Source organism: Gilvimarinus gilvus (assembly GCF_030518155.1).
In the GTDB taxonomy this organism is placed as follows: Bacteria; Pseudomonadota; Gammaproteobacteria; order Pseudomonadales; family Cellvibrionaceae; genus Gilvimarinus; species Gilvimarinus gilvus.
Window position 1 is genome coordinate 69,792 of the sequence record NZ_JAULRU010000220.1, and the last position, 12,200, is coordinate 81,991.

General features: G+C 53.2%; 13 protein-coding genes and 1 other RNA gene. 6 read left to right on the top strand and 8 right to left on the bottom strand.

Annotated elements, in window-relative coordinates; genetic code table 11:
• Positions 1–20 precede the first annotated feature (20 nt).
• From galK to galE, 3 genes are all read right to left on the bottom strand, one after another.
• Positions 21–1,151, bottom strand: a complete 1,131-nt coding sequence (gene galK, locus QWI17_RS02735; RefSeq protein WP_302720961.1) for a galactokinase — start codon at positions 1,149–1,151, stop codon at positions 21–23.
• Between the two features lie 13 nt (positions 1,152–1,164).
• The gene (locus tag QWI17_RS02740; protein ID WP_302720963.1) at positions 1,165–2,205 is read right to left on the bottom strand and encodes a UDP-glucose--hexose-1-phosphate uridylyltransferase; all 1,041 of its coding nucleotides are present in this window, start codon (positions 2,203–2,205) and stop codon (positions 1,165–1,167) included.
• A 140-nt stretch (positions 2,206–2,345) separates the two neighbouring features.
• Complete coding sequence (gene galE / locus QWI17_RS02745) at positions 2,346–3,353, bottom strand: UDP-glucose 4-epimerase GalE (RefSeq protein ID WP_302720964.1); 1,008 nt, start codon at positions 3,351–3,353, stop codon at positions 2,346–2,348.
• A gap of 195 nt (positions 3,354–3,548) precedes the next feature.
• Between galE and QWI17_RS02750 the strand changes: the two genes are divergently transcribed.
• From QWI17_RS02750 to QWI17_RS02760, 3 genes are all read left to right on the top strand, one after another.
• Positions 3,549–4,559, top strand: coding sequence for a LacI family DNA-binding transcriptional regulator (locus QWI17_RS02750; RefSeq protein WP_302720965.1), 1,011 nt, complete (start codon positions 3,549–3,551; stop codon positions 4,557–4,559).
• Positions 4,560–4,732: 173 nt separating this feature from the next.
• Complete coding sequence (locus tag QWI17_RS02755) at positions 4,733–5,320, top strand: LysE family translocator (protein ID WP_302720966.1); 588 nt, start codon at positions 4,733–4,735, stop codon at positions 5,318–5,320.
• A gap of 234 nt (positions 5,321–5,554) precedes the next feature.
• The gene (locus tag QWI17_RS02760; RefSeq protein WP_302720967.1) at positions 5,555–6,172 is read left to right on the top strand and encodes a GNAT family N-acetyltransferase; all 618 of its coding nucleotides are present in this window, start codon (positions 5,555–5,557) and stop codon (positions 6,170–6,172) included.
• Positions 6,173–6,207: 35 nt separating this feature from the next.
• Here the strand turns inward: QWI17_RS02760 and QWI17_RS02765 are convergent, their stop codons facing one another.
• Entirely contained in the window at positions 6,208–7,032 is an 825-nt protein-coding gene (locus QWI17_RS02765) for a class I SAM-dependent methyltransferase (RefSeq protein ID WP_302720968.1), read from the bottom strand.
• Between the two features lie 98 nt (positions 7,033–7,130).
• On the bottom strand, positions 7,131–7,985 hold the full coding sequence (locus QWI17_RS02770) for a class I SAM-dependent methyltransferase (RefSeq protein WP_302720969.1): 855 nt from the start codon (positions 7,983–7,985) through the stop codon (positions 7,131–7,133).
• Between the two features lie 151 nt (positions 7,986–8,136).
• Here QWI17_RS02770 and QWI17_RS02775 point away from each other — a divergent pair, with 151 nt between their 5' ends.
• Together QWI17_RS02775 and ssrA are read left to right on the top strand one after the other, a co-directional pair.
• Entirely contained in the window at positions 8,137–8,706 is a 570-nt protein-coding gene (locus tag QWI17_RS02775; protein WP_302720970.1) for a hypothetical protein, read from the top strand.
• Positions 8,707–8,917: 211 nt separating this feature from the next.
• Positions 8,918–9,308, top strand: a transfer-messenger RNA (tmRNA) gene (gene ssrA / locus QWI17_RS02780).
• 440 nt (positions 9,309–9,748) lie between these two features.
• Here the strand turns inward: ssrA and QWI17_RS02785 are convergent.
• Positions 9,749–10,090, bottom strand: a complete 342-nt coding sequence (locus tag QWI17_RS02785; protein ID WP_302720971.1) for a HepT-like ribonuclease domain-containing protein — start codon at positions 10,088–10,090, stop codon at positions 9,749–9,751.
• Entirely contained in the window at positions 10,083–10,373 is a 291-nt protein-coding gene (locus QWI17_RS02790) for a nucleotidyltransferase family protein (protein WP_302720972.1), read from the bottom strand. Before QWI17_RS02790 ends, QWI17_RS02785 begins: the two co-directional genes overlap by 8 nt.
• Before the next feature lie 398 nt (positions 10,374–10,771).
• Between QWI17_RS02790 and QWI17_RS02795 the strand changes: the two genes are divergently transcribed.
• Entirely contained in the window at positions 10,772–11,053 is a 282-nt protein-coding gene (locus QWI17_RS02795) for a peptidylprolyl isomerase (protein WP_302720973.1), read from the top strand.
• Positions 11,054–11,315: 262 nt separating this feature from the next.
• Here QWI17_RS02795 and QWI17_RS02800 read toward each other — a convergent pair whose 3' ends face one another.
• Positions 11,316–12,170: an N-acyl homoserine lactonase family protein gene (locus tag QWI17_RS02800; RefSeq protein ID WP_302720974.1), complete on the bottom strand. Its 855-nt coding sequence runs from the start codon at positions 12,168–12,170 to the stop codon at positions 11,316–11,318.
• Positions 12,171–12,200 lie beyond the last annotated feature (30 nt).

The following is a 12,200-nucleotide window of genomic DNA, read 5'->3' on the forward strand; positions in this document are numbered from 1 at the left end:
TAATAGCAACCATTATTGCCTTAGCCGGCAAATGCGCCGTCTTCGGCCGTACACACATAAATATCGGCAACAAGGCCCGTTTCAGCCTGATAGTGGCGTGCCACAGCGCGCTTAACAGCATCAACTTTGTCCGTGGGGCACAGCGCCACGATGCATCCACCAAAGCCACCGCCGGTCATTCGCACCCCGCCGGTATCGCCCAGTATACCGTGAACCAAATCCACCAGGTAATCAATGGCTGGCACCGTAATTTCAAAGTCATTTTTCATGGACTGATGCGAAGCGCGCATCAGTGCACTGACCTGACCGTAGTCGCCCCGGGTAAGAGCTTCGGCGAATTCCAGCGTGCGGTCGTTCTCACTGATGACATGCTTGGCCCGCCGATATTCCATTTCGGTCAATTTATGCTTCCAGTGCTTCAGTTGCACCAGAGTCGCATCGCGCAAGGCGTTTACTCCGAGGGCACGAGCGGCACCTTCGCACTGAGCACGACGATCATTGTACTCACTCTCCACTAAGCCGCGCTTAACATTAGAGTTAATAATGACTATTTGATACTCCGGCGATATGGGCGTGTATTGAGGTACCAGGGAGCGGCAATCAAGTAGCATGGCTCGGCCTTGCTGACCCAGCGCACAAATCAACTGGTCCATAATACCGCAGGCACAGCCGACAAATTCATTCTCGGCCCTCTGACCTAACTGCGCCGCCTGTGTGCCGGTTAACGACAAACCGCAAAGGTCACTGGCCACTTTCAGCAGAGCGACTTCAAATGACGCCGAAGAACTTAAACCCGCACCTTGTGGCACGTTACCGGTGATCAGCAAATCCATACCGCTCAATGTAAAGCCCGCCTCTTGCAGCACGTTAAACACACCGCGCGCGTAGTTGCTCCACATCATGGCGTTATCGAATTGAATATCATCCAGCGAAAAGCGATTCCTCTGGGACTCAACATCAACGGCAACCATATTAATGATGCGATCGCTGCGCGGGGCTGCCAACACTTGCGTCGCAAAATCGATCGCCGCCGGAAACACAAACCCATCGTTGTAATCGGTATGCTCACCAATAAGATTCACCCTGCCAGGCGCTACACTGTGCGCTTCATGGCTGCGGCCAAACGTTTTCTTAAATAATTCAGACAACATCAACCATCTACTCTTATTGTTGTTTGTAATGCACAGCGGGTAAATCTCGCAAACGCTGCGCGGCTTGCTCGGGTGTAATATCCCGCTGAGCTTCGGCCAACATTTCATAGCCGACCATAAATTTTCTGACCGTGGCGCTGCGCAACAGCGGCGGAAAAAAGTGCGCATGCAGTTGCCACTCGGGGTGATCGCTAGCGTCATAGGGCGCGCCATGCCACCCCATAGAATAGGGAAAAGAGGTATTAAACAAATTATCGTAGCGAATCGTTAACTGTTGAATCGCATCCGCCAGACTAATCCGGGCCGCCTCTGACAGCTCAGTCATACGGCTGACTGTAAAACGCGGCAACAGCAATACCTCAAAGGGCCACGCCGCCCAATAAGGCACCAGTGCGACCCAGTCGCTATTGCGGCACACGATCCGCTCACCCGAGCTAAGCTCGCGCTCGACGTAATCGAGCAGCATATTGCGACCGTGCGCGGCCCAGTACTCGGAAAAATTCTGCTGTTTTCTCGCCACCTGTGTCGGCAAAGAATGTTGCGCCCATATTTGCCCGTGCGGGTGTGGGTTGGAACACCCCATTACCGAGCCTTTGTTTTCAAAGACCTGCACCCACTGGTACTGCTCGCCCAGCTCGCGTGTTTGCGATTGCCAGCAATCCACCACCGCCGCAATGTCATCACGGTTCATTTCTGGCAAGGTCTTACCGTGATCCGGGGAAAAACAAATAACCCGACTACAACCGCGCTCGGCCACAGTGGCAAATAAAGGGTCGCTATCTTCGTACTCTGGCACCTGCTCATTCAGTGCGGCAAAATCGTTTTGAAAAACAAATGTGCCGGTGTAGCTAGGGTTGATATCACCGCTTATGCGCTTGTTGCCGGCGCACAAATAGCACTTGTCATCATAAGCGGGACGCTCGACAAGGTCCGGCGCTTCGGACTGCCCCTGCCAAGGGCGTTTAGCGCGGTGTGGTGAAACCAGTACCCACTCGCCCAGCATCGGGTTGCGACGTCTGTGCGGGTGGTCCGACGGATTAAAAGTCGATTGCATATGTGTAGTGCCTTTCATTGCTCGTGGGCATTTCGCTTGTTGTGTCTTTGCCTTCGGTCTTGCACGCGTTCGTCGGCCGTATACTTCAGGCAGGAAACCATCACAGCAAACACGGCTGACCGGTCACGGTCTAAGACATGTTAATAACCATTGGGGTTGGCCGATTGCCAGCGCCACACATCTTTTGTCATCTGCTCTATGCTGCGCTCGGCGCGCCACCCCAAGTCTTGCGCAGCCTTATGGGTGTCAGCCCAGCACTCGGCAATATCGCCATCGCGCCGCCCTTGAATATGATAAGGAATCGTTTTGCCGCAGGCTTTCTCAAACGCTTTTAGCATTTGCAGTACGCTATAGCCCTGGCCCGTTCCCAGGTTGTAGATATGCGTGCCCGCTCGGTTACACAATTTTTCCAACGCCGCCACATGACCTTCGGCCAGATCCAATACATGAATGTAATCGCGCACACCAGTACCGTCACAGGTGGCGTAATCGTCGCCAAAAATCGCCAACTTCTCTCGCTTACCCACAGCCACCTGAGCGATGAATGGCATCAAGTTGTTGGGAATACCATTGGGGTCTTCGCCGATCAAACCACTTTCGTGAGCACCCGCCGGGTTAAAGTAACGCAGCAATACCGCGCTCAACGAATTCCGGGCTTTGGCAACATCTCCCAGTATGGTTTCCACCATCAGTTTGGAGCTGCCGTAGGGGTTAGTGGCCGACAGTGGGAAGTCCTCCCGAATTGGCACCGACTGAGGGTTACCGTAAACGGTAGCCGAGGAGCTAAAGACCAGACAATTGACATTATGGGCGAGCATGGCCTCGGTCAAGGTGCGGCTGCCACAGACATTGACATCATAGTACTCAAGCGGTTTCTCTATGGATTCACCCACGGCTTTGAGACCGGCAAAGTGGATCACGGCATCAAAGGCATGCTCACCGAACAGATGATTCAGGGCTGCCTTATCGCGAACATCCCCTTTTACACAGGAAATACTGACACCGCTAATCTGCTCTAACCTGTCCATTACCTCGGGTTTGCTATTGGCAAAATTATCATACACCACCACCTCATGGCCCTTAGCCACAAGCGCCAGACAAGTGTGTGAGCCAATATAGCCGGCACCCCCGGTTACCAATACTTTCACAAAAAACCCCTTCGAAGTCCAAGTTAGAGTCTATCAAATACCATAAGGTATACGTTTTCCCTATTAATTTAAAGTCGTTTTCACTATGACAAAAATGCACACAAAAACCACAAAAAATGGGTTACATGTGGACATTTTGTCCGATAGAATCAAAAATCTGTGGGTAAACGTATATACCAATTAGGAAAATGGGTAATGATCACCATCAAAGATATCGCCAACGCTGCCGGTGTTTCGCACGCCACAGTGTCGCGCGTTATCAACAATGGCCCGAAAGTCGGCGATGAGACTCGCAAGCGCGTCAAACAAGTAATGCAAGAACTGGGGTACCGACCCAACGCTAACGCCCGCGCACTGGTCACCCAAAAGCACTCAGCCCTAGGTGTGGTAGTGGCCGAATTACTCGACCCCTTTTTTGCGACCCTCGCCCACGGCATCGACTCGGTCGCCCGCCAACAAAATATTCAGCTGCTCATGAGTGCAGGCTCGATCGAAAAAGACACCGAACTGCAGGCAATCGACACACTTATGCAGCACCGCTGCGAAGCCATGGTCGTTCACAGCAAAGCACTGGACGATGACACACTCATTGAGTTTGCCGGGCAAATACCGGGGTTTGTGCTTATTAACCGCTATATTCCGCAAATTGCCCATCGCTGTGTTTGGCTGGATAACACCGCTGGCGGTAAAGTCATGACCCAACATTTACTGGATCTTGGCCACCGAAAATTTGCCGTGATCAGCAGTCGTTATCAGATTGATGACCCCAGCGAGCGCCTGCAAGGTATTCGCAACACACTGCATGCTGCAGGGCTGACGTTAGACGACAGCCATATTGAATACAGCTCGCCAGATCAAAAAGGCGGCGAGCACGCGATGCGCCACCTGCTCGCCCGGGGCGTAGACTTTACCGCCGTTTTGGCCTACAACGATGCCATGGCATCCGGCGCGATGACGACGCTCAGCGATCACGGCCTGCAAGTCCCAACCGACGCCTCCATTGTCGGTTTTGACGATGTTCTGCTGGCAAAATACTGCCACCCCAAACTCACCACGCTGCACTACCCTATTGAAATGATGGCAGTAAAAGCGGCAGAGCTTGCACTGGCTTACGCCCGCGGCGAGCCCACCTCCACGACACACACGTATAAATACACCCCCACTCTGGTCAAACGCGACTCAGCCGCGCAGGTTCACCCGCGCTAGACGCGCATACCTGCCTGGCAACCCGACACCCCAGCTCCTACAGCACAGTCGCCTCGGCACAGAGCGGTACAGTTGCCTCTTGCCGCAGACTGTATCGCCTCAATCACAATTTACTGCATCTGTAATGAAAATCGGTAGCCCCCTAGCATGGTACCTCTCACGGAGGATTCGCCATGAACGACGCACTACTGACCCAACTGGGCATCATTACCGTTATGGTAGGTACACCCGGCCCCAACAACTTATTGCTGATGACCACCGGCGTGCACTTCGGCGTGCGCCAATCCTTGCCGCTGATTGCCGGCATTGTGCTGGGTTGCGCCGCAATGCTGCTCAGCACCAGCTACGGCGTGAATCACTTGTTTAGTGCCTACCCCCTCAGTAAAACGCTGTTCAGCGCTGCGAGTGCCGGCTTCCTCGCCTATTTAACGCTGGGACTGTTGCGCCAGAGCGCGAGCAACACCACCGGGCCAATGGGCAGACCCTGGAGCGTATGGCAAGGCGCTGCATTTCAGTGGTTAAACCCCAAGGCATGGCTAATGTGTATGACCCTTGCCAGCACCGGCGAGGCGAATGCACTGTATTCTATGCTGACACTGGCGGCCATTTTTTCTCTGGTAGCTACCCCTTTGTTATTGGCCTGGAGTTGGGGTGGTTATTATTTGGCACATTGGCTCAGCCTACCGGGCAGGCTGAGCTGGTTTAACCGCGCCATGGCGGCCTGCCTGCTCGGCTGCGCCATCAGTCTACTTTGGACGTAGTACAGACGAACTTGGGCAAGGTAAAGACGGATATGGGCAAAGTAGCTAGACGCTTGGGCAAAGTGCCGACCGAGCCAATGGCAGATATAACACCATAACTGGCAGCGAAAACCTCTTTACTCCCCGCCAAGTGCTATAATGTCGTCAAACTCGGCGCGTTTCACAGACACGCTCACCCTAATTTGTATAGACTGCTTGTTACCGGATCAACGATAACTCGACAAGGAAGCAGCTGTGAGTAGTCTCAATAAACAAAGCGCGTTCATGTTTGGCGACAGTGATTTCCCCACCATAGAACTTTCCAGTGCCAGAGTCCGGCTCAGGCAATGGCAGGCCTGCGACTTGCCGGCCTTTGCCGAACTTAACCGCGACCCTGACGTCATGGCCTACTTCCCGTCAACCTTGACTCAAACACAAAGCGACGAGCTGGCCAGCCGCATGCAACGGGGCATTGCCAAACGTGGTTGGGGTTTTTGGGCCGCCGAGCTGAAAACTACCGGCGAGTTAATTGGTTTTGTTGGCCTCAACAGCCCGAGCGCAGATTTGCCCTTTAGCCCCTGCATTGAAATAGGCTGGCGTTTAGCGCGCCCGTACTGGCGCCAAGGCCTTGCTACCGAAGCGGCCACCAGCGTACTCGACTTTGGCTTTAACGCCCTCGGCATGCCTGAAATTGTCGCGTTCACTCATGTGAAAAATTTCCGCTCGCGCGCCGTTATATTACGCCTTGGCATGCGCGACACGGATCAAAACTTCAAGCACCCAGATATTGCGCACGATCACCCCCTCGCCGAACATGTGCTATTCAAATTAAGGCAAAACGATTGGCAAGCCCATAAAAAAACCGCGCCGTAAGCGCGGTTTTTTTAAATACAGTAGTTTCGCAATAGTTACTCGGGTTTCACAAAGCGCAACGTCATACGATCGCTCTCGCCAATGGCCTCATATTTCTCACGATCGGTATCACCCATACGATAGGAGGGTGGCAAGGTCCAAACACCTTTTTCGTAATCGGCCGTATCTTTCGGGTTGGCGTTGATGTCAGATTCGGCTTCCAGCTCAAAGCCCGCCGCCTGGGCCGCTTTCACTACGGTACTTTTCTTAATGTAACCGCTTAGGTCCTGCGCTTCATCAGCGTAGCTTTCCGGCAATTGGTGATCCACCACACCCAGCACACCGCCGGGCTTTAGCGCTGTGTAAAAGGCATCAAAGGCAAGCGCAAGATTCTCTTCACCGCCGCCACGCATGTACCAGTTGTGCACATTGCGGAAGGTCAACACCATATCAGCGCTGCCCTCGGGGGCGATATCCAGCTTGCTGGGCATTTCGAACAAAGAGATCTTAACTTGGTCGTAAAGCTCGGGGCTCGCCGCGACTTTTTTATCGAAGCCTGCGCGCGAGTTTTTGTAGTAACCCACACTTGAGTTGGCGTCGAAGTGCGCCGCATAAAAAGTGCCGCTATCGCGCAGGTAAGGCGCCAGAATTTCGGTATACCAACCGCCACCCGGGGCAATTTCAACCACGGTCATGTCGGGCTTAATGCCAAAAAAAGCTAAGGTTTCTGCCGGGTTGCGAAACTCATCGCGGCTGCTGCTCTCAGCGCGGTGATCGGCGGAGATGACATCTTGCAATTTTTTATCTTCGGCGGCAGCCCAACTGCTGGCCGTTACCGTTAATACCGCCAGAGCGGTTTTCAATCCAGTAAAGATGGTCATGCGGTGTCCCTCTATGGTCGTTTTTGGGTATCGTTAATCGCCACCTCTTATCATGGAGGCAATTATCTGAGTCTCAAGGGTCAAGCTACCACATCACTCTACGTGGTCGAACGCTTTTTAAGTGAATAAAAGTTAATGGGGATTTCATCGCGGTGCTGCAACAACTCAAAGCCTGCCTCGGCAAACATAGCGGGCTTATTCTGCTTGTGCCAAGCCATCACAAAAGGCTCGTACACCCGGCTGGCCAGTGACTTGAAATACCAGTGGCGCCAGCCTTTTGCCGTGAGCAAACTGGCAAGTTTTACCGGCAGCAGCTGGTTTTCTGAAGGCTCGGCAATCAGCAAACAGCCGCCCGGGCGCAGCACCCGGTGCGCTTCGGCAAGTGCCTGTTTAACGTATTTGGGGGGCATTTCGTGGAACAGAAAACTCACCACCACGGCATCAAAGCGCTGGTCAGTAAAGGGCAAATCCTCGGCCGGAGCCTGAATAAAACTAACACCTGGGTTATCGGTGGCCGCATGCTTAAGCAAATAAGGGGATACATCCGCCCCCCAGACATCGGCCACTCCCACAGATTGCACAGCGGCGGCCAATTTGCCGCCCCCGGTGCCGATATCCAACACCGCTTTCGCGTCGGTTACGCGCTCGGCAATCTCCTGGCGAATACGGTGCATACTACCCAGCATGGCGCGGTCAAAACCGGTGATATAGCCACGCGCAATGCGACTGGAATAATTGCCATTGGGCAGGTTGTGAAACTCCTGCAGCGCGTACTTAGGGATCGCCCGAAACAGGTCGTGCCCGGCATCGACCACCACTTGGCGACGCTGGCCAAATATCGACCGCAAAAAGCGCCACAGCCCGCTTGGCCTCGCCAAATCCAGTTCATCCGCCCAGGTTTTGCTTAACTCCAGCGCCTGCCAGTCGGGCACGCGAGGGTCGCGAGAAGTCATCTGATTACAATCTGCGTTCATGGTCACAATGAGCTAGTTATTCTGAAGTCGCAGAATAAAAGCCTGCAAATGAAAAATCCAGCCGTTATACTCGATTTAGCCCGAACAAAACTCTTTGCATTCACTCTATTTGCCAGAGAAGGATACTCCAATGAAAGTTATTGCAATCACCACACTAGCCTGTGCCTTGACCCTACCGGCCGCGAGCTTAGCGGACGAGGTCACCGACGCCGTCGACGAGGCCATAAGCGCCTATAAAGACGGCCAACTCACCGAGGCGGTAAGCCAGCTCGATTACGCCGCAGGCCTGATCCGCCAGCAAAAGGCAGAAGGTATTCTGGCGGTATTCCCAGACCCACTGAGCGGCTGGAGCGCCGAGGACGCCGAGAGCCAATCCGCCGGTGGCATGATGATGGGCGGCGGCATTACCGCCAACCGCACCTACAACAAGGGCAATATGAACATCAGCATAGAACTGGTAACCGACTCGCCCCTGTTGCAATCGATGATGGGCATGTTCAACAACCCCTCCCTAATCACCATGAACGGCGGCAAACTCATCAAAGTCCAAGGGCACAAAGCCATCTACAACGGCCAGCAAAACGACCCCGAGATTCTGCTGATCGTGAACGGCAATGCCATGTTCACCCTGCGCACAAACGGCGCCAGCGGAGAAGACCTGAAAGCCTATGGTGAGGCGTTGAACTTGGATGCGCTTTGATCGCAAATGCGATCATAGCGCCGTCGGACGTCCGATGTCGGATGTCCGACGCCTAAAACCGCATTTGCATCAGACCTCAGACTTCCGTCATCAGGCCGTTTAATCTCTTGTATCCAACCTCTGCCGGCCCTACAATAGCCGGCCCTGTGAACTTAGCAGTCATTGTTTTGTCATAGAGGTGAGTTTAGCGGCGCCAGCTGCACCCAGTTTTGGGGGCGATTTGGATTCGACGCCGGTGGCAAAACTCAAGGTGCATGTCGTGAGGGTAGCGAATCACGTAAATCCAAAGCTGCATTTTATTAGTTGCCAACGACGACAACTACGGTGCCCAATTAGCTGCGTAAGCAGTTGATGAAGCACTTCTAACGGTACGCCGTTAGCGGTCCGTAACAAGGTGCCAGTACCGCGTTGCAGACTGTCATACAGAACTGGATAGCTGTGTTGTTATGCCCGTGGCAACACTGCGAAACTTAAAGCGGACTCGCTCCCTACACCCTGCCCGTTGGGTCGTAGATGAGCTAAATTAATTAACGGAAACTAAGCATGTAGAGCCGCGAGCGGAGTGCCGGCGGACGGGGGTTCAACTCCCCCCGCCTCCACCACACAAACAAGGTCACCCAAATGGGTGGCCTTTTTTGTTTGTGGGGCGAGTAGAGAGTGTCCCCCGTAGTGGGGTTGACCGCAAGGGACTGCGGAAATGCCGAAAATGCATCGCTACATGGACGTAGTTTATTAGAGCAACGCAGGAGCAGTTGCCGATGGAGCAATTTTCGGTCACAAAATGCCGGGCAGATATTTGCTCCTGCAATATCTGCATTTCCACCATCCCTGGTGGTCAAGCATTTTGCACAGCCGACCAGGCTGCTCGAAGGGGCAAGGTGAATGGCGTGAAGCGGCAGAGAAGGCGGCCTGGGCTGGGCGCACACGGAGGTGCGCCATGCACTCCCCCGCAGCCTTTTTTGTTTGTGGTGCGAGTAGAACCTGCCCCGCCTTACCGGTTAGGCCCGAAACAGCAGAACATCGGCAATCCAGACCACGCTAATCAGTCGATATCAGCCAAACTGGAAAGCTTTTCGATCAACGGTGGCAACTCGTCTTGCACAATACTCCAAACAGTATCGTCATCAATGCCAAGATAACCATGAATTAAACGATTACGGGTCGCAATGATCATGCGCCAAGGAATATCTCGGTGAGCGGCGCGAACATCATCAGGTATATGGGTAGCAGCTTCACCGATAAGCTCAATGTTGCGTAAAGTCGCATCGTAAATCATAGCGCTTTGTATAAACTGTGACTGATCCAAACCATCGATGTACTGCAATGCTTTGTCAGCAAACCCGATCATATCGGTAATGTAAAAGCCCCATTCACGTTCAGACATGAATACGCTCTTGCTCAACATAGGTCAGCAGCTCTGCGCGCAAGGCCTTTTGAGTGACAAGATCTACCGAGCAGCCGAGTAAATCTTCCAAATAGAATTGCACGCCAAAATAGCGTTTGGCGGTCGCGGGCCCATTAAAGTGGACCAAAATATCTACATCGCTGTTTTCGTGAGTGTCATCACGGGCAGTAGACCCGAATAAATAGAGTTCGCTAACACCAAATTTGCTTTGCAACTCAGCTTTACACGATGTAAGCAATTTCAAGGCTTTTTCACGGTTCATAGCGTAATTTCGATTACAGTCGTTAGCTCTATAGTATTTTGAATAGGACGGGGGTTCAACTCCCCCCGCCCAAGGTCACCCCCACTGGGTGGCCTTTTTTGTTTGTGGGGCGAGTAGAGAGTGTCCCCCGTAGGGTGGTTGACGTGCATGGACGCACTAAGACCCAAAGCACTCGCACGCTCGCGGGCCAGCTTTGTCGCGGGCGCAGGGTGAGGCAAGTGTGTAAAATGCGCCGCCGAACGACCACGAGCTACGCTAGTGGGCCGGCCCCGAAGGACGCAGGAACGATCACAAATCTGACCGGATCAGATTTGCACACCACATTCCAAACTGGATCTAAACCGCAATACCGATTATCGTATGCGCTTGTTTAAAACCCATAGAAAAGAGACACGATTATGCCTCAAGCCGCCGCACGTCACATTCTGGTCGACAGCGAAGCCACCTGTAACGAACTGAAAGCGAAAATTGAAGCCGGTGAAGATTTCGCCAAATTAGCGCAAGATCATTCCAGCTGCCCTTCGGGCCGCAACGGCGGTGATCTGGGCACCTTCGGCCCCGGCCAAATGGTTGCCGAGTTCGACAAAGTCGTATTCAGCGCACCGGTCAACGAAGTTCAGGGCCCGGTTAAAACCCAGTTTGGTTATCACCTGCTGGAAGTCACCGAGCGTCAGGACTAACAGGAACTAAAAACACCACGCCCGTTTCGCTACCCGAACTGGGCGTGGGGCAATTCGAGATCAATCGTACAATTGCCGCAATTACAGCGTACCTCAGGGGTACAAGAGAAAAATTACGCGAACTACTTTAAACCTTTCGCGATACCCTTCCGATAACGGCATGGCGGCATAAAGGCAAATAATGCACGCCGCCCAACTGCGCACCTAACGATTGATGAGTCCCCGCTGCACTGACCACTCTAGCGATTGTCCACCATGGGCGTTAGCGATAAGACTCTGGCGCCTTAATATGCTGGGCAAACTCTTCGGAATCGTGCTGTATCCACAATTGGGCATTGGTTTGTGCCAAAACCTCGTCGATAAATGCAAAAGATTGAATGGTAGTGGCTTTATCGTTCCACACAGGAATTCCATAGTGCTCTCTGTTCAGTGCAAAGTGATATAAATCACCCGACAAAACCACCGGCCCCGTCTCCGCCAAATCGATGTACAGGGACTGGTGACCTTGGGTGTGCCCTGGCGTCGAGAGAATGACAACCGAACCATCACCAAAGACATCAACATGGCCCTCAACCGGAGTGACTTTGTCTGCCGGGCGCTGATGATAATGATCGGGATGGTAACCGTAGGCGCTGGCCTGGTCGGAGTAAGCCATTGCTTTTTCCCTGCCCTGCATCAACCACTGCGCCTGCGAAAACATCGAACTGTTACCGGTGTGATCACGGTGCAAATGGGAAAACACCAGATAATCAACTGACTCCGGCGGTATGTTTAATTCTTGCAGTTGCGCGGCTAGCGGCTTCTCGACCCAGAAACGAAAGGCACCATCCATTACCTCAATACCCTCGGGCAGCTCCGCCAAGGCATCATCAAGGCCTGTGTCCCACAATAACGTTGCCTCGGGATGGCGCACCAAAAAGCAAGGGCTCACCATTTGCAGTGGCTCGTCGTCCTGCAATAAAGGGTTAAAAAGCGACGGCTTCCGAGCTTCGAGGTGACCACAATCCAATACATAAAGGGTGATCGGTACCTCGCCTGAGGTGGACAGGCGCGGCAGCTCAGCAGCCACCGACACCTTGACCATCAATAATATGAAAAATGAGCTCAATAATCGCATGCTTATCTCCTGTGATTTATAAAGGTAAAC

What these genes read in the sequence shown, in the direction of transcription:
- galK (WP_302720961.1), bottom strand. Translation starts at nt 1,151, where the DNA reads ATGTTGTCTGAATTATTTAAGAAAACGTTTGGCCGCAGCCATGAAGCG.
- QWI17_RS02800 (WP_302720974.1), bottom strand. Translation starts at nt 12,170, where the DNA reads ATGCGATTATTGAGCTCATTTTTCATATTATTGATGGTCAAGGTGTCG.
- QWI17_RS02765 (WP_302720968.1), bottom strand. Translation starts at nt 7,032, where the DNA reads ATGACCATCTTTACTGGATTGAAAACCGCTCTGGCGGTATTAACGGTA.
- QWI17_RS02775 (WP_302720970.1), top strand. Translation starts at nt 8,137, where the DNA reads ATGAAAGTTATTGCAATCACCACACTAGCCTGTGCCTTGACCCTACCG.
- QWI17_RS02755 (WP_302720966.1), top strand. Translation starts at nt 4,733, where the DNA reads ATGAACGACGCACTACTGACCCAACTGGGCATCATTACCGTTATGGTA.
- QWI17_RS02790 (WP_302720972.1), bottom strand. Translation starts at nt 10,373, where the DNA reads ATGAACCGTGAAAAAGCCTTGAAATTGCTTACATCGTGTAAAGCTGAG.
- QWI17_RS02785 (WP_302720971.1), bottom strand. Translation starts at nt 10,090, where the DNA reads ATGTCTGAACGTGAATGGGGCTTTTACATTACCGATATGATCGGGTTT.
- QWI17_RS02795 (WP_302720973.1), top strand. Translation starts at nt 10,772, where the DNA reads ATGCCTCAAGCCGCCGCACGTCACATTCTGGTCGACAGCGAAGCCACC.
- QWI17_RS02740 (WP_302720963.1), bottom strand. Translation starts at nt 2,205, where the DNA reads ATGCAATCGACTTTTAATCCGTCGGACCACCCGCACAGACGTCGCAAC.
- QWI17_RS02770 (WP_302720969.1), bottom strand. Translation starts at nt 7,985, where the DNA reads ATGACTTCTCGCGACCCTCGCGTGCCCGACTGGCAGGCGCTGGAGTTA.
- QWI17_RS02750 (WP_302720965.1), top strand. Translation starts at nt 3,549, where the DNA reads ATGATCACCATCAAAGATATCGCCAACGCTGCCGGTGTTTCGCACGCC.